Genomic DNA, 16,914 nt, shown 5'->3' with positions numbered 1-16,914 from the left:
TTGCGACTTAGCCGCGGTCGTCGGGCCTGACGGCATCCCGGCGGCCGTATTCTGCTGTCCGCTTTCTCCCCAATTGACCGACATGCAACGGAACGGATCATGCTGAAGAATCCTGAAACCAAATATCGTCCTTTCATCTCGCCCATCGAATTGCCGGATCGGCGATGGCCGAACAGGCGCCTCGCCAAGGCACCCCGCTGGCTGTCAACGGATCTGCGCGACGGAAACCAGGCGCTTGCCAATCCTATGGATATCGAGCGCAAGCTGCGCTTCTACGACATGCTGCTCGCCTCCGGCTTCAAGGAGATCGAGGTCGCCTTTCCGTCGGCCTCGCAGATCGAGTTCGATTTCGTTCGTGCGCTCATCGAGGAACACCGCATCCCCGAGGATGTGACGATCCAGGTGTTGACCCAATCGCGCGCCGATCTCATCGCGCGCACGTTCGAATCCCTCATCGGCGCCCGCAAAGCCATCGTCCATCTCTACAATGCGACCGCACCGCTCTTCCGCCGCGTCGTCTTCGGCATGGAGCGACACGAGATTGTCGACCTTGCCATCAGCGGTGTTACCGCAATGCTGGAGGAAAGCCTGAAGCAGCCGGAGACCGACTGGACCTTCGAATATTCGCCGGAAACCTTCTGCTTCACCGAGCCGGATTTCGCGCTCGAAATCTGCGAGCGCGTGCTCGACGTTTGGCAGCCGACTGCGGAACGCCCAGCCATCCTCAACCTGCCGGCAACGGTGGAAGTGGCGATGCCGAATGTCTATGCAGACCAGATCGAATGGTTCTGCCGCCATATTTCGCGCCGCGATGCCGTCATCATCAGCGTTCATCCGCATAATGATCGCGGTACGGCGGTGGCCTCGGCCGAGCAGGCGCTGCTGGCAGGCGCCGATCGGGTCGAAGGTTGCCTGTTCGGCAATGGCGAGCGTACCGGCAATGTCGATCTGGTGACGCTAGCGCTAAACCTCTACACGCAGGGCATCGATCCCGGCCTGACCTTTCCGTCGATCCGTGAGGTGGTGAAGACGGTGGAATATTGCAACGGTCTGCCCATCCATCCGCGCCACCCTTATGCGGGCGAACTCGTGCACACGGCCTTCTCCGGCTCGCATCAGGATGCGATCCGCAAGGGATTTGCCGCGCATGAGCGGCGCAATGACGGCGTCTGGGAAATGCCCTACCTGCCGGTTGATCCCGCCGATATCGGCGAGAGCTACGAGGCCGTCATCCGCGTCAACAGCCAGTCGGGCAAGGGCGGGGTCGCCTGGGTGATCGAGCAGGATAGGGGCTTGAAGCTGCCGCGCGCCATGCAGGTCGATTTCAGCAGGCGGGTGCAGCTCCTCGCCGATGAGACGAAGCGCGAACTGACGGCCGAAGATATCTGGAAGGCGTTCGTCCACACCTATCATGTTGACGATTTCGAGCGCTTCGAACTCGTCGATTACGAAGGTGGTTTTCGCAGGGGAACCGGCGCCGAGCGCATCTTCACTGGCCGGATTCGCCATGGCAATCAGGATGTCGTCGTCAGCGGTCGCGGCAACGGCCTCCTTTCGGCGGTGCTTGCCGCGATTGCCGAGGCCTTCGCAGTGGAACTGAGTGTCATGGATTATCAGGAGCATGCCCTGTGCCGCGGCAGCGATGCGCAAGCGGCCGCCTATCTGCAATGCGTCCGGCCGGACGGATCGCAGGTGTTTGGCGTCGGTATCGATGCCGATGTTGCGACCGCAACCGTCAAGGCGGTCCTCAGCGCCGCCAGTGCGGCCGGTTGACGATCGTCTGTTCCGCTCGCGCTATCGGCTGCAAATCGGCCGATAGCCGGGCGGCGCTAAGACGCCGGATTGGATCATTCGATTGGCTGCAGCCAGCCCCGATAATGAACGACGGGGCCGATGAGAGGGAGGGCAATCGGTACGTCGAAGTGGAAGCGATCGCCCTCCGCCCATTCACGAGCGATGCTTTGGGGCGCCAGAAGGCGCGGCAGCGGAATGCACAGGAGCGACCAGTGTCGCATCTCCATGCTGAGCCCGTTACCCCCAATGGGAAGATCGAATGCAAAGCGGAAGGGACCGAAGCGTTCGACAAGGTGGCCATTCTCTTCGCTCAAATGGCTGTGGAAGCGCTGGCCGGAAAAATCCCGTGTCCATTCTTCTATGCCGTTGGTTTCCTCGAAGGACACATGCAGTGCGTGCTTTCCTGCCGCGGGAAAGCCAAATATTTTCGCGACCAGCCGTGCAAGCGGTGAGCGCCCACGGGTGACGACCGCCTCGCCTCTGGCGCCGCCGTCGCCGAAGACCTCGTGCATGGCACGGACCGGCTCGGAAAGATGCGCGAAAGCAGGACCCATGACACGCTGATAGAGCGGCTTATAGGGTGCTTCCGTCGTTTCCTCGGCAACCGCCAGATCGCGAAACAAGCCCCGGAAATCCTCAAGCGACAGGAGCCCGCCGGCGTGACGGGCGCCGGGCGAAAGACGGCAGTCGCGCAAGGCCCGTGCCAGCAATTGCGCCGGAAGCGTGGGGATTTCCACCCCGTCGCCATTTTCCGCAATCAGGGTCCAGCGACGAGCCTTCATGGCGCCTTGCTCTATGCCCTTGATTTCGATCGCCACGGCCGAGCGCGCCGTGCCAAGCCTCGCCGTCAGGCGTTGCAACGGCAGCAGAAAGCGGCTGATCTTTCTGAGCGATGTCAGCCATCCCCAAGTGACCGGCCAGGACAACAGCCAGAGCGCCAAAGTCTGAAAGGCGAATTCCGGCCCCGCCCGGAAAATGACGCTGGGCCGTCCGGCAAAGCGATCGACTAGCAGGTCATGATCCGGCACGTCGGCAAGCGCCACCAGCCGGCGCAGAGCGCGGTGGCCGGCGATGGTATAGGTTTCGCGCTTCAGCATGTGCCAGCCCGTCGCGTCCTGCCAGTGCCGGCCGCGCCAGAGCCGCAGCGGCCTGCCGACGTAACTCAGAATCGCCGACGCGACCGAGGCGCCGGCGGTCGCGCGATTGGAGGCGCTGATCGACATCTCTATCGAGCGAACCTCCTCCATGTTCTTGGCAAGGGCGGCTACGACGGCGCCGGAGAGCGCCGGGACGCTCGACGCGCCCGAGATGATGGTGACGCCAGCGGTTTTAGCCTCTTCGTCAAGCGAGCTGATCGCGCCGACGAAAGCGCGCGCGTCGGCAAGATCGATATAGTGGATACCGGCCTCTATGCAGGACCGCGGAACTCTCTGCTCACTATATTGGAAAGGGCCTGCCGCATCGATCACCAGAAAGGGTCTGTGCTCCCCGAGGATCGCAGAGATATCGCCATTTCGATCGGCTTGCAGGGCAAGTGCGTTGCGTAATCGAGCGGCGAGTGCTTTTGCTGCTTCAAGATTGCGTCCGGCGACCAGAACCTCGAAGCCGTCTTCGGCAAGGCGCCGCGATAGCCGCGCGCCGAACCCGCCATAGCCGCCGAGAACGAGGATTCTTTTCAAAGTATGCGGCTCGCCTGCTCGGGTGTCGGCAGCCAGCATGTCTCCCGTTTGCCGAAGATGCGATAGCGATTGCGGGCAAGCCAAAGGTAGATCGGGTCGCGCAGCATGCGCGGTACGATGCGCAGTACGGAAATGGCCTTCCAGGGCCAGCCGAGACCGGCATAAATTGCCAGCACCGCGTCGCTATCGCGCAGCACCTTCGCGCCGTCGACGATGATGAGGCTATCCGGATCGGCGGGGTCCATGCCGCAGTGGCGATAGAGGGCGATGCCGGTTTCATTCTGCATGGAGGCAAGACGAAAACGGCCGAGGCGATCATGGCGCAGTACGAACTGGGCGTTGGCGGTACACAGGACGCACATGGCGTCGAAGACGATGATCGGCCCTTGATAATCGCTGATGGTGCTTTTGCTCATTTTGGCGGCATTGTTTTCCGTAGACCCGTCTGGTCACAGCTTTGACCAGTTGCATTGTCGCCGTCAATTGCACGTTTCTGTGGGCTGCCATGTCAAACCGGCAAACGACCGCGAGCTTTGCATCGCAGCGCTGGGCAGCGGAAAGATCGAGAGAAGCAAGCCGTTCGATCGCCGGTTGGCATGCGGCCCGATCTGCAAGATCGGGCCGCGCGCATCGCGGAAGAGTAGCTTAGCGATAACGCCAGCCACCATGCCACCACTCGCGATGCACCCAATAGCGATGCCCATCCCAGTAGCCGCGGCCGGGATAGTAGATGCCATAGGCCGGAACCGCCGGCACGACGACCACAGGCCGTCCATCCGGACGGCAGTAGCCATAGGGATTGCGATGCCAGCCGATGCCGCAGCCATCGCGGGCTTCGGCTGGAGAGATGGCCGCAAAGCAGGCGGTCGCGGCGAAAGCCAGCAAAATGATCTTTTTCATGATGTCCTCATTCGTCCTTGAAGAGCTTCAAGCTGTTTCCCTTCAGCGCTTGAACGGGGACGAGCGGCAAATCCGTCGCTGCATAGCGGTGATTTTGCATTCGGACGGGAAAGGCTGGCATACGCGGTGCGTAAGCCGGCGAGCGATGCAGGAGAACTGTACTTGCCGCGGGATCAGGCCGCAGGATCAGGATCGAATTTCAAGGGCTCGGGATGCGAGGCGAGATTGAGCCGGGCACGATTTTGCCGCAGGCACCGTTTTCCTGCCGATGACCGGCATGCGCCGGATCAACGCGCGCAGAACGGCGAGAATTGCCTTGTATTGTTCCCCAGGGCACAAGCGGCCGCTGGAATCATAGGCAAACAGGAGACGACGTCGCGCGAATGCATGCGCGAGCCACAAGGCAAAAGCTACGCCAACGCCCCAGCCCATCAACGTGTCGCTTGCCCAATGTGCGCCGACCCATTGGCGCGACAGGCAGATCAGGACGCCGATAGGCATGAAGACGGGGCGAAGGCGGGGAAAGACCAGCGCCAGCGACATCGCCATGGCGCCGGCCGTTGCCGAATGTCCGGAAGGAAAGGAGGCGAAGTCGGCATGGAAAGCAAAGGGTCGAAAAGAGAAGGCGCCGTTCGTATCCAGGAGTTCCGGCCTGGCGCGACCGATGATGTTCTTTGCGAGCGAATCGACAATGCCGCCGCCGGCCACCGCCAGGAAGACGAAAGCAGCCGCAGTCGCGATGAGATCTGCCCCCGTTCGCATGGATTTCCGCAGCTTATGCGCGGGCGCGAGGATCGCAAATATCAGCAGCGCTCCGCTGAATGAGAGCACCAGAAGCCCGGTGCCGAGGCTGCTGATCCATTTCGCCGTCCCACGCAATTGCGCGGGAAACGATTTCATCCAGATGCCCAAGGGATAATCGGCCGCCCACATGACGAGCAATGATAAGGCGAGGAAGATGGGGATGATAACGATCGGGCGCTCCAGAAATGCGCGATTCGCAGGCGGCTTAATGGTCGGGGTGTTGAAGAAGCAGTGAAGGCCGCCAGCCATGCGTCTGCGACCGGTGTCGGCGGAACGTCCCAGCATTTCTTTTATGGCCTCTCGGCCCCGCTGCCATGCCTGCATAAAGCCGACTTCCATCAATGTCGAAACAGCCGCTCGTGGAGCTGGGCTCACCAATCGCCTTCCGCTCCGTTTCCCTTGGAAAAAGCTGCTACAGCAACACGCTGACAGCGGCCTGAAAGGTCGCGATTGGCGGGTCAGATCTCGGTTGTGTAGGCGGCAAAACCAAAACGCACGGCATCTGCCAGACAGCTTCGATGTTCGGACTGTGCAGTCATGGGCTGAAGAAACAACGGTGCCGAAAAAGACTGTGCCATCAACAAGGTAGCCGCCGAATTTCGCGGCCCCAGGCGAAAGTCGCCACGAGGATTGCTTCGATGGCCTTTTTTAGCGACAATTGGGCTAGCGTTCGGTGGGAGGAGCCAAATGCAACACTATTCCGCACATGCGGATCAGGTTTACGCGTCGGCGCAATCGGCGGCGGCGAGTTCTTCGGTTGTTGCCTCCTGGCGACGGTGCATGGTCATGCATCGTCTGGCGCCGGAAGAGAAGCGTCTGCCGATGCGCTTGACCAGCCAGGAATTTCAAACAGCGTTGGAGCGATCGGAACGGCTGGTTGCCGAAGCGGCCAGTGAACTGGATCGTCTTTTTCTCGCGGTCGGTAAAGCCGGTTGCTGCCTGCTTTTGACCGACCGGGATGGCATCGCACTCGAACGCCGGGGTGCTGCCGGCGACGACAAGGATTTCCACGATCTCGGTCTATGGACCGGATCCGTCTGGACGGAAGCGAGCATCGGCACCAACGGCATCGGTACGGCGCTTGCCGACGAGCGGGCAGTTGCGATCTTCCGTGACCAGCATTTCTTCTGCTCAAACATCAATCTCAGCTGCACCACAGCGCCGATCCGCGATCATCGCGGCCAGCTTGCCGGCGCGCTCGACATTTCCACCTGCCGCGATGACGTGAACGACGCGACACTGGCGATCCTGTCGCAGACGGTGCGCGATGCGGCTGTGCGCATCGAACTCAATCTTTTCCGCAGCGCCTTTGCAGGTGCCCGCTTCGTCATGGTGCCGACGGATACGGCTTCCACCTCAGCACTGCTGGCCGTCGACCGCAACGACCTCGTGCTTGGTGCGACCCGCGCGGCCCGTCTAGCACTGCGGCTCGATGATCACCGCATTGCTGCAGGCATTCCTGCTTCTGACATTCTTAGCGAGCAGGGGGCCGGGAGTGAGGATCTCCTGGAGGCCGAGCGCGCCGCTTTGTTGAGGGCTCTTTCGCGCGCCAACGGCAATGTCTCCCAGGCGGCCGCAGCGCTCGGCATGAGCCGCTCGACGCTGCATCGGAAGATGAACCGCCTCAATCTCCACTGAAGCGCCATCAACGCGCATTCGATCTGGCAGCTGTCGCAGAGTTGCGACACTGTGCGCTGCAGCACGGCAAGCCGCCTCTATCGCCCGCCGCGATATGCCCTCAGACTTCTCCCATCGGTTCGCTTATTGAACCTGCCGACCAAGGGAGGATGGCATGCTGCATCAGAAGATCGTCGAATCTCCGTTCAAACTCAAATATGGCAACTATATTGGCGGCGAGTGGCGCGAGCCGATCGCGGGCAAGTATTTCGACAACCTCACGCCGATAACAGGCGGCAAGATCTGCGAGATACCGCGCTCCGACGAAAAGGACATCAACGCCGCGCTTGATGCCGCCCATGCAGCCAAGGACAAGTGGGGGCGGACGTCTACCACCGAGCGCTCCAATATCCTGATGAAGATCGCCCAGCGCATGGAAGACAAGCTGGAAGTGCTGGCGCAGGCTGAAAGCTGGGACAACGGCAAGCCGATCCGCGAAACCATGGCGGCCGATATCCCGCTCGCCATCGATCACTTCCGCTATTTCGCCTCCTGCATCCGTGCCCAGGAAGGCTCGATTGGCGAGATCGACCACGATACCGTCGCCTACCACTTTCACGAGCCGCTCGGCGTCGTCGGCCAGATCATTCCCTGGAACTTCCCGATCCTCATGGCCGCCTGGAAGCTTGCGCCGGCACTGGCCGCGGGCAACTGCGTCGTCATCAAGCCGGCCGAGCAGACGCCCGCCTCGCTTTTGGTCTGGGCCGAACTGGTCGGCGATCTCCTGCCGCCGGGCGTACTCAATATCGTCAACGGCTTCGGCCTCGAAGCCGGCAAGCCGCTCGCCACCAGCCCGCGCATCGCCAAGATCGCCTTTACCGGCGAAACGACGACGGGTCGGCTCATCATGCAATATGCCAGCCAGAACCTGATCCCCGTCACGCTCGAACTCGGCGGCAAGTCGCCGAACATCTTCTTTGCCGATGTCGCCGCCGAAGACGACGATTTCTTCGACAAGGCGCTGGAAGGCTTTGCGATGTTCGCACTTAACCAGGGCGAGGTCTGCACATGCCCGAGCCGAGCGCTGATTCAGGAATCAGTCTACGACCGCTTCATGGAGCGTGCCGTCAAGCGCGTGGAAGCCATCAAGCAGGGCAATCCGCTTGATGCCGCAACCATGATCGGCGCCCAGGCATCGAGCGAGCAGATGGAGAAAATTCTCTCCTATCTCGATATCGGCCGGCAGGAAGGCGCCGAAGTACTGACGGGCGGCGCGCGCGCCGATCTCGGCGGCGAGCTGTCGAGCGGCTACTACATCAAGCCGACCATCTTCAAGGGCCACAACAAGATGCGCGTGTTCCAGGAGGAAATCTTCGGTCCGGTCGTATCGGTCACGACGTTTAAGGATGAGAGGGAAGCGCTTGAGATCGCGAACGATACGCTCTACGGCCTCGGTGCCGGCGTATGGACCCGCGACGGCAATCGCGCCTATCGCTTTGGTCGCGAGATCCAGGCCGGCCGCGTCTGGACGAATTGCTATCACGCCTATCCGGCCCACGCCGCTTTCGGCGGCTACAAGCAATCGGGCATCGGACGTGAGACGCACAAGATGATGCTCGATCACTATCAGCAGACCAAGAATATGCTGGTGAGCTACAGCCCGAAGGCTCTGGGCTTCTTCTGAGACCTCCCAACAAAGCTAGGAAGGCTCCCGGCTGCGGCCGGGAGCCTTCGAGTATTCGCACATTGGGGATGGAGGATCATCATGGACGATAATGGGTCGGAACCGCGGGTGCTTGCGACCGAGAAGGCACTTGAGCTTATCCGCGAGATACAGAAGGACCATCCCGATATCCTGTTTCATCAGTCGGGCGGCTGTTGCGACGGCTCTTCGCCGATGTGCTATCCGGCCAACGAATTCATGATTGGCGACAATGACGTCAAGCTCGGCGAGATCGGCGGTGTGCCCGTCTATATCAGCGGCAGTCAGTTCGAGGCGTGGAAACACACGCAGCTCGTCATCGATGTCGTACCGGGACGCGGCGGCATGTTCTCGCTCGACAATGGGCGGGAGAAACGATTTCTCACACGCTCGCGCCTCTTCGGCGGTGGCGAAGCCTGCGTAATCCCGGACATCAACCGTGCGCCGGTGCAATAGGCGGGGCCATAAACGGCGTGTAGTATTCGCCTAATACCTGCGACCGCAGACACTTTGCTAAAGTGCCGTCCGTTGGTTTTCAGGGAGGAAGACGATGCCAGCAGCAAAGATCCTGATGATTACAGGTGATTTCACCGAAGACTACGAGACCATGGTGCCGTTCCAGACGCTGCTTGCCTGCGGCTACACGGTCCATGCCGTCTGCCCTGGCAAGAATGCCGGCGAGACGGTGGCAACGGCCATTCATGATTTCGAAGGCGATCAGACCTATTCCGAGAAGCGCGGTCATAATTTTGCATTGAATGCGACATTCGCCAGCATCCGCGCCGAAGATTATGATGCGCTCGTCATTCCGGGCGGCCGTGCGCCGGAATATCTGCGCCTGAATCCAGACGTCATCAAGGCTGTTCAGCACTTCTTCGAAGCGGGCAAGCCGGTTGCCGCCATCTGCCACGGCGCGCAGCTGCTGGCCGCGGCCGGTGTCCTCAAGGGACGCACCTGCTCGGCCTATCCCGCCTGCCGGCCCGAGGTGGAGCTTGCCGGCGGCATTTATGCCGACATCGCCATCAATGATGCAGTTGCCGACGGCAATCTCGTGACCGCACCAGCCTGGCCGGCGCATCCGTCATGGCTGCGCCAATTCATGGCCGTGCTGGATGCCAATGCCTTGTCGTCAGCAAACGCTGCCTGAACTTGAGGGGAGACGCACATGTGCGAATTGTTCATCAAGGCCGATACCAGGCTCTGGGAAAGCACGACGCGCTCCCTGCGCATCGATGGCATGGTGACCAGTGTCCGGCTGGAAAATTTCTTCTGGTCGAAGCTGGAGGAAATCGCGCGACGTGACGGAATGAATGTGGTGCAGCTGATCACCAAGCTGCACCATGAATCCATCGACGCCGGCCACGATCTCGGCAATTTCACCTCGTTCCTGCGGGTGTGCTGCGCCCGCTATCTCGACCTGCAGCTGGCCGGCGACATTTCCAGCGATCTTTCCCAGCCGATCGCTGGTGTGGAGGCGCCCGCCATCCTCGGTCGCGAGCGCCTGAAGTATCATTGAGCGTATTGCTATGCAGCGCCCGAGAGCCGGTTCTCGGGCGCCTTTGCATCCGACAATCGTTCGGCAATCAGTCGTGCCGCCGCATCAGCCGCAGCTTCCATGTAGCTCGGATCGCGATAGAGCAGCACGACGGCAAAGGAGCCGTCGAGCAGCAGCATGATCTGGCGTGCGAGCGGCAGGGCATTGTTGCCTGCACCCGCCTCCACGAAGACCGATCCCAGCCACTCCTCAACCCGCTTCTTGTGAGCGCGCGCCGCAACCAGCGCGGGATGGCCGGGAAGGTTGATGAGTTCCACCGAAGTCCGCAAAAAACCACAGCCCTTCCATTTGGCGCTGCGCGCCGATTGCGCCAGCTGGCGGAAAATGCCGGCAACCTTTTCTGAAATGTCGCCTTCGGTTTCTTCGAACCAGCGTTTGAAGAAGGCAAGGTTCGGCTCGTCGCGCGCCTGCAGATGGGCGGCGATCAGATCGTCCTTGCTGCGGAAATGATAATAGAGGGTGCGCTTGGTGACGCCTGCCTTCTCGGCGATGGCGTCGACGCTGATCGCGCGGATGCCGTCGCTGTGGAAGAGTTTTGCGGCGGCCTGAAGAATACGCTCGCGTGTCGGGAGGGAACTGTCTCTCATGGCTCAATGTATACCGAGTAGTGAATATACACAACGCGGCGATCGTCCCATCTTGGCGCCTATGAGCCAGCAACCTCGACCATCCTTGAATGAAGACAGTCTTTCGATTTCCATCCCCTGTCGGGATGACGTCGCTCTCGGTGGCCGCCTTTGGCTGGCGGAGACGAAAAGGCCGGAAGGCAGCGTCATCATCAACCCGGCCACCGGAGTTCTCGCACGCTATTATCACCGCTATGCGCAATTCCTGGTGCGGCATGGGTTCGATGTCCTGACCTTCGATTATCGCGGCATCGGCCAGTCGCGCCCGCAACGGCTGCGTGGGTCCCGTTATCGCTGGCGGGATTGGGGCGAGCAGGATTTCGATGCAGCGCTTCGGCTGATGACCGATCATCGCCGCGACGGTCCGCTTTTGGTGGTGGGTCATAGCGTCGGCGGATTCCTGCCGGGATTGGCTGAGAATGCTCCGGAGATAGACAGGATGCTGACGGTCGGAGCTCAATATGCCTGGTGGGGCGATTACATGCCGAGCAGGCGGGCCGCTCTATTCCTCAAATGGCATGTCGCGATGCCTGCGATGACTGCGCTCTGCGGCTATTTCCCGGGCCGGCGGCTTGGCTGGCTGGAGGATCTGCCGAAAGGCGTGGCAAACGAGTGGAGCTTTCGTGGCCCCAGGTTCGAGCGCAGCCATCCTGCGGGCGAGAGGCGGGAGGTGCTGCGGCGAATGAGCGCCGTCAAAGCATCGATCCTGGCCGTTGCGGTTTCGGACGACGAGCTTGGCACTGTACCGGCAATTCGCCGCACACTGAATTATTATACGGGCGCGCAACGCCAGTCGGTGCTGCTCCGTCCGGCTGATTTCGGTCGGGATGCAATCGGCCATTTCGGCCTCTTTCACGATAGCCATGCTGCCGGTTTCTGGGTCGATACGCTGTCGTGGCTTCGGGAAGGCCGCAATCCCTGGCCGGCATCCGAGCTGAAATAGCAAAGCCGAGTGTCCGCATCGGCTCCTCGCTCCGCGTTTGTTGCATCGGCTGATTGTCTCGGGTAGATGCCATTCACAGATCGTGAATGAGATGAAAGCTAGGCATTTGCCGGCTTTGGAATACTCAAGAAACTTGCAGAATGGAGTTTGGCATGACCAGCCAAAATGACGAATATATCTATGACGAAGTGACCGGCGAGTGGCGACCTGCCGCGGAGATGGCAGCGGCTGCCGTCGCTACGGAGCTTGTCGTTCACGATGCAAGCGGCAACGTCCTCGCCGATGGCGACTCCGTCACCCTCATCAAGGATTTGAAAGTGAAGGGCGCCAATCAGACTTTGAAGCAGGGTACCGTTATCAAGTCGATTCGGCTGACCGACAATCCTGAAGAAGTCGATTGCCGTTACGACGGGATCAAGGGTTTGGTTCTTCGCACCGAGTTCATAAGCAAGCGCTAGAACTGGTCCTCCCTCTTCGCATTGCAAAATTGAACGATATCGGGCCGATTATCCGGATTCCCGAATTGTAAAATTGGAAATTGGTGCTTATCTCCTTTGCTGGATGCTTTTACATAACCTGCACGGGTATGTAACGGTTGCAGGCCGGCTGGGGGATTATGCATGCATCTTGAAGACTATGCCGCACTCGGCCGCTCGGAGTTGCGAGTGAGTCCGCTTGCGCTCGGAACCATGACTTTCGATAAGGGGTTCATCCGGCATTCGCATGAAAATCAGCCTGCGGCGATCCTGACGCGCTATCTCGAACTCGGTGGCAATTATCTCGATACCGGCAACGGAGCGATGAAAGCGGGCGGCCAGACGGTCGTCGGCGGCTATGTTGCACAAAACTCGATCCGGCGCGATCGTCTTGTCATCGCCGCCAAATTCGATGTCGCGCGACATGGCGAAAGGCTTGGCCGCAAAGCTGTGATCGACGGCTTCGAGGAGACGCTTCGTCGGCTGCGCACCGACTATCTCGACCTCTATTGGCTGAACAATTGGGACATACAGGCGCCTTTGGAAGAAATGCTGGAGGCGCTCCACGATCTCGTTCAGTCGGGAAAGCTGCGTTATTTCGGCATTTCAGATACGCCGGCCTGGAAGGTAGCGCATGCCCATCTCCTGTCGCAGTCCAACGGCTGGGCTCCATTCATCGGTTTGCAGATCGAATATTCGCTTGCCGCACGGCTGTTTGAAATCGAACTCATTCCCTTGGCGCGCGGGCTGGGGCTTGGCGTCGTCTCGCATTCGCCATTGAGCGGCGGCCTCATCAGCGGCCGATATACGCGTGCCAACAATGCGGGCGCAAGAACAGGGCATGCGGCGCAATTGATGCAACGGCCCGACGAACAGGATCTTGAAATCGTCGACGCCCTGTTCCGCGTTGCCGATGAACTCGGTACGACGACCGCACGCGTCGCCCTTGCCTGGGCAATGGCGCGCTTTGGCGTATCTTCGACGATTATCGGCGTCCATACGCTGGAGCAACTCAACGAGGATATCGGTGCGCTCGAAGTCCGGCTCTCGCCCGAACAGACGGCGACGCTGGATGCGCTTACTATCCCGAATCCAGTGACGGCCCTGCCGTCGCCGTTGCAGAATGCCGCGCCCCTGTGCTGCGTCGATTGAACTCCCAGCACGTGTTTGAGGAGTTAGTGTAACGAAGTCGCATTACTCCAAATGCCAGCGTGTGCTTAATTTCGGTAATACTTAAAGTAATTTCATTAATATTGATGTCTTACGCTAGCGGTTGGATAGCTCAACCGATGGTTACCGATGTCAGAAGCAGGAAGACCGCCCCATATTCCGGCCCTAGATGGATGGCGTGGACTGGCCGTCTTTCTGGTGTTGATGGGTCATTTCGGCGGTGACAACTACCTGCCCGGTCTTGGATCCGCCGGTGTTGATCTATTTTTTGTACTCTCAGGACGGCTTATGGCCGAGATCCTTTTCGTCAGGGAGATGCCTTTGGGCATTTTCTTCTTTCGGCGTTTCAGCCGCGTCTATCCGACTTTGTTTATATTTGTTTTGGTGAATGCAGCGATCTTCTCCTCAACGTCGCTTGCACCCGATCTTGCGGGTGTGCTCGCCGCGCTTTCTTTCACGCTGAACTACTTTATAATTACGAGCCATACTTTCATTTCGATATTCGATCACATTTGGTCATTATGCGTCGAAGAGCACAGCTATCTTCTGCTCGGACTGCTGGCCTTTGGCTTGCGCGATGCCGGCAACAAATTCGTGGGATTTTCCCTGTTGTTACTTGGTCTTACCGCACTTGCCACCGGCATTTTGCAATATGACGTTTACGGGCAAAATCCATTTATCGTCTTTTGGTCGAGCCAAGTGGCGGCAGCGCCAATTTTGATTTCTGCCGCGTTGTTCCTGCTGATCGGGCAGCGAAGCTGCGGATTATCCCTGGAATGGTTGGTACCTTTGATATTTTTCTGCGGCTTGGCCGCACGCTTGTTCGCGGACGCCGCCTGGCTGTTTTTTGGCGTTAAAACCTTGTTGCTGGCGATCAGCGTATGTTCGATCGAGAGTGCTACTCGCTTCTCTAAGATTTTATTTGAAGGCTCTGCCATCCGGCGACTTGGGCGGATGTCGTTCTCAATATATTTATGGCAGCAACCGTTTTACGTACTGGCTCGGCTAGATCGCTTGGCCGAACTGCCTGCGCTTGTCATAGCCGTATGCCTCGGGTTGCTTAGCTACTATCTGATCGAGCAGCCGGCACGCACGGGATTGAATGCGTGGTTCGAAAGAAGCAAGCGGCAAAATGCCGTCTCTGAGACCGGTTGAAAAGGGCGCGATCACCTTTGATCGCGCCCGATATCTTGCATCAAGCGATGTCGAAGCGGTCGGCGTTCATGACCTTGGTCCATGCCGCAACGAAGTCCTGGACGAACTTCTTCTCGGCATCGGCCTGGCCATAGACTTCGGCGATCGCGCGCAGCTGCGAGTTGGAGCCGAAAACGAGATCGACGCGCGTGGCGGTCCACTTCACGTCGCCCGTCGCGCGGTCCCGTCCCTCGAAGACGTCCTTGGCATCCGAAACCGCCTTCCACTCCGTGCCCATGTCGAGCAGGTTCACGAAGAAGTCGTTGGTCAGCGTTTCCGGACGCTTGGTGAAGACGCCGTGCTGGCTCTGACCAACATTGGCGTTCAGCACACGCAGGCCGCCGATGAGGGCGGTCATTTCCGGCGCCGTCAGCGTCAGCAGCTGTGCCTTGTCGATCAGCAGTTCTTCGGAAGAGACGGTGTAGGCCTGCCGCTGGTAGTTGCGGAAGCCATCGACGATCGGTTCGAGAACGGCGAAGGCCTCGACGTCGGTCTGTTCCTGCGTCGCATCGGTACGGCCGGGAGCGAAGGGGACGACCAGGTCATGACCGGCCTTCTTCGCAGCCTGTTCGATAGCGACCGAGCCGCCGAGAACGATCAGATCGGCAAGCGATACCGTCTTTCCACCGGTCTGAGCATCGTTGAACTTCTTCTGGATGCCTTCGAGCGTCGCCAGCACGGAAGCGAGCTGGGCCGGCTGGTTGGCTTCCCAGTCCTTCTGCGGAGCAAGACGGATGCGAGCGCCGTTTGCACCACCGCGTTTGTCCGAGCCGCGGAACGTCGAAGCTGAAGCCCAGGCTGTCGAAACCAGCTGCGGGATCGTGAGACCCGATGCAGCAATCTCGGCCTTGAGGACAGCGACATCGTTGGCATCGATCGATGCGGGACCGGCAGCCGGGATCGGGTCCTGCCAGATGAGCTCTTCGCTCGGCACTTCCGGACCGAGATAACGAACACGCGGCCCCATGTCGCGATGAGTCAGCTTGAACCATGCGCGGGCGAAGGCATCGGCGAATTCATCCGGATTTTCGAAGAAGCGGCGGGAAATCTTCTCATAGGCCGGGTCGAAGCGCAGGGCGAGGTCGGTCGTCAGCATCGACGGCGCATGACGCTTGGACTTGTCGTGCGCGTCGGGGATCGAGCCGGCGCCGGCGCCGTGCTTCGGCACCCACTGATGCGCGCCAGCAGGGCTCTTCGTCAGTTCCCATTCATAGCCGAACAGGTTCCAGAAGAAGTTGTTGCTCCACTTGGTCGGCGTCGAGGTCCAGGTGACTTCGAGACCGCTGCCGATCGTGTCACCGCCCTTGCCAGTGCCGAAGCTGTTCTTCCAGCCGAGGCCCTGTTCTTCGATGCCGGCTGCTTCCGGCTCGGGGCCGACATGGGCGGCATCGCCTGCGCCATGGGTCTTGCCGAAGGTATGGCCGCCGGCGATGAGGGCGACGGTTTCTTCGTCGTTCATTGCCATGCGGGCGAAGGTCTCGCGGATGTCGCGTGCGGCTGCAAGCGGGTCCGGATTGCCGTTCGGTCCCTCAGGATTGACGTAGATGAGGCCCATCTGCACGGCTGCGAGCGGGTTTTCCAGATCGCGATCGCCGCTATAGCGCTTGTCGCCGAGCCAGGTGTCTTCCGCGCCCCAATAGATGTCTTCTTCCGGTTCCCAGACATCTTCACGACCGCCGCCGAAGCCGAAGGTCTTGAAGCCCATCGATTCCAGCGCAACGTTGCCCGTCAGGATCATGAGGTCGGCCCAGGAGATGCTATTGCCGTATTTCTGCTTGATCGGCCAGAGCAGGCGGCGGGCCTTATCGAGATTGACGTTATCCGGCCAGCTGTTGAGCGGAGCGAAACGCTGCGTGCCGGAGGAGGCGCCACCGCGGCCGTCGCCCGTGCGGTAGGTGCCGGCGCTATGCCAGGCCATGCGGATGAAGAGCGGACCGTAGTGACCGAAGTCGGCTGGCCACCAATCCTGCGAATCCGTCATAAGGGCGGTGAGGTCCTTCTTCAGGGCCTCCAGATCGAGCTTCTTGAATTCCTCGGCGTAGTTGAACGCCTTGCCCATCGGGCTGGAAAGGGCCGAATTCTGGTGAAGAATCCGAAGGTTCAGCTGATTCGGCCACCAGTCTCGGTTCGAACGTGCGGAAACGCTCGTGTTTCCATGCGGAAACGGACATTTGCCGGCAGTTTCGACTTTTGTATCCATGATACTCTCCCTTACGATGATTCGATTTGTGACGACCGGAGAAGGAGCTTTGCCAGCCCGCCGGAAAATGGCCCGGTTCTAAAACGGGTATGGCAGCGACATGTCAGACGCATGAATCTCTCGTTGTTCTGGCCTCGCGTGAAACGGAGACGTGGAAGCAGGCAAAGCTTGGGTCCCCTGCCTTCCGACCGGCCCGTGCATCGATGGACTGAACGCAGTCAATGCTCTCAATATGAGCTTCGTATGACAGGCGG

At 60.0% G+C, this 16,914-nt stretch carries 16 protein-coding genes; 10 read left to right on the top strand and 6 right to left on the bottom strand.

Going from position 1 to position 16,914, the window contains the following annotated elements; all coding sequences use genetic code 11:
• The first annotated feature begins 99 nt into the window (after positions 1-99).
• Positions 100-1,773, top strand: coding sequence for a 2-isopropylmalate synthase (gene leuA / locus FBZ97_RS09395; RefSeq protein WP_145318726.1), 1,674 nt, complete (start codon positions 100-102; stop codon positions 1,771-1,773).
• Between the two features lie 74 nt (positions 1,774-1,847).
• Here the strand turns inward: leuA and FBZ97_RS09390 are convergent, their stop codons facing one another.
• From FBZ97_RS09390 to FBZ97_RS09375, 4 genes are all read right to left on the bottom strand, one after another.
• Entirely contained in the window at positions 1,848-3,512 is a 1,665-nt protein-coding gene (locus FBZ97_RS09390; RefSeq protein WP_145318723.1) for an SDR family oxidoreductase, read from the bottom strand.
• Positions 3,470-3,889 carry a thiol-disulfide oxidoreductase DCC family protein gene (locus tag FBZ97_RS09385; RefSeq protein ID WP_145318720.1) on the bottom strand — a complete coding sequence of 140 codons (420 nt, stop codon included), beginning with the start codon at positions 3,887-3,889 and terminating at the stop codon, positions 3,470-3,472. Before FBZ97_RS09385 ends, FBZ97_RS09390 begins: the two co-directional genes overlap by 43 nt.
• Before the next feature lie 229 nt (positions 3,890-4,118).
• Entirely contained in the window at positions 4,119-4,373 is a 255-nt protein-coding gene (locus tag FBZ97_RS09380; RefSeq protein ID WP_113329682.1) for a hypothetical protein, read from the bottom strand.
• Positions 4,374-4,559: 186 nt separating this feature from the next.
• A complete protein-coding gene (locus tag FBZ97_RS09375; protein WP_246661722.1) occupies positions 4,560-5,462 on the bottom strand; it encodes a phosphatase PAP2 family protein in 903 nt (300 codons plus the stop codon).
• 402 nt (positions 5,463-5,864) lie between these two features.
• Here FBZ97_RS09375 and FBZ97_RS09370 point away from each other — a divergent pair, with 402 nt between their 5' ends.
• From FBZ97_RS09370 to FBZ97_RS09350, 5 genes are all read left to right on the top strand, one after another.
• Positions 5,865-6,815: a GAF domain-containing protein gene (locus FBZ97_RS09370; RefSeq protein ID WP_113329684.1), complete on the top strand. Its 951-nt coding sequence runs from the start codon at positions 5,865-5,867 to the stop codon at positions 6,813-6,815.
• Positions 6,816-6,969: 154 nt separating this feature from the next.
• Positions 6,970-8,478 carry an aldehyde dehydrogenase gene (adh, locus tag FBZ97_RS09365; RefSeq protein ID WP_145318717.1) on the top strand — a complete coding sequence of 503 codons (1,509 nt, stop codon included), beginning with the start codon at positions 6,970-6,972 and terminating at the stop codon, positions 8,476-8,478.
• An 81-nt stretch (positions 8,479-8,559) separates the two neighbouring features.
• Positions 8,560-8,952 (top strand): DUF779 domain-containing protein, encoded by a 393-nt coding sequence (locus FBZ97_RS09360; protein ID WP_145318714.1) that lies wholly within the window; start codon positions 8,560-8,562, stop codon positions 8,950-8,952.
• Positions 8,953-9,046: 94 nt separating this feature from the next.
• A complete protein-coding gene (locus tag FBZ97_RS09355) occupies positions 9,047-9,643 on the top strand; it encodes a DJ-1/PfpI family protein (protein ID WP_113329687.1) in 597 nt (198 codons plus the stop codon).
• Positions 9,644-9,661: 18 nt separating this feature from the next.
• Positions 9,662-10,012 (top strand): ribbon-helix-helix domain-containing protein, encoded by a 351-nt coding sequence (locus tag FBZ97_RS09350; protein WP_145318711.1) that lies wholly within the window; start codon positions 9,662-9,664, stop codon positions 10,010-10,012.
• Positions 10,013-10,020: 8 nt separating this feature from the next.
• Here FBZ97_RS09350 and FBZ97_RS09345 read toward each other — a convergent pair whose 3' ends face one another.
• Positions 10,021-10,638 carry a TetR/AcrR family transcriptional regulator gene (locus FBZ97_RS09345; protein ID WP_145318708.1) on the bottom strand — a complete coding sequence of 206 codons (618 nt, stop codon included), beginning with the start codon at positions 10,636-10,638 and terminating at the stop codon, positions 10,021-10,023.
• Positions 10,639-10,699: 61 nt separating this feature from the next.
• On the opposite strand from FBZ97_RS09345, the gene FBZ97_RS09340 reads away from it, so the two are divergent.
• From FBZ97_RS09340 to FBZ97_RS09325, 4 genes are all read left to right on the top strand, one after another.
• The gene (locus tag FBZ97_RS09340; RefSeq protein ID WP_246661721.1) at positions 10,700-11,620 is read left to right on the top strand and encodes an alpha/beta fold hydrolase; all 921 of its coding nucleotides are present in this window, start codon (positions 10,700-10,702) and stop codon (positions 11,618-11,620) included.
• 140 nt (positions 11,621-11,760) lie between these two features.
• Complete coding sequence (locus FBZ97_RS09335; RefSeq protein ID WP_145318702.1) at positions 11,761-12,078, top strand: zinc ribbon domain-containing protein YjdM; 318 nt, start codon at positions 11,761-11,763, stop codon at positions 12,076-12,078.
• A 162-nt stretch (positions 12,079-12,240) separates the two neighbouring features.
• The gene (locus FBZ97_RS09330) at positions 12,241-13,248 is read left to right on the top strand and encodes an aldo/keto reductase (RefSeq protein ID WP_145318699.1); all 1,008 of its coding nucleotides are present in this window, start codon (positions 12,241-12,243) and stop codon (positions 13,246-13,248) included.
• A 147-nt stretch (positions 13,249-13,395) separates the two neighbouring features.
• A complete protein-coding gene (locus FBZ97_RS09325) occupies positions 13,396-14,421 on the top strand; it encodes an acyltransferase (RefSeq protein WP_145318695.1) in 1,026 nt (341 codons plus the stop codon).
• Between the two features lie 40 nt (positions 14,422-14,461).
• Here FBZ97_RS09325 and katG read toward each other — a convergent pair whose 3' ends face one another.
• Positions 14,462-16,660 carry a catalase/peroxidase HPI gene (gene katG, locus FBZ97_RS09320; RefSeq protein ID WP_145318693.1) on the bottom strand — a complete coding sequence of 733 codons (2,199 nt, stop codon included), beginning with the start codon at positions 16,658-16,660 and terminating at the stop codon, positions 14,462-14,464.
• Positions 16,661-16,914 lie beyond the last annotated feature (254 nt).

Origin of the sequence: Rhizobium sp. ERR 942 (assembly GCF_007828395.1) — a bacterium.
GTDB classification, from domain to species: Bacteria; Pseudomonadota; Alphaproteobacteria; order Rhizobiales; family Rhizobiaceae; genus Rhizobium; species Rhizobium dioscoreae.
Note: the sequence above shows the minus strand (reverse complement) of the source record. Positions and strands in the feature narration are given on the sequence as shown.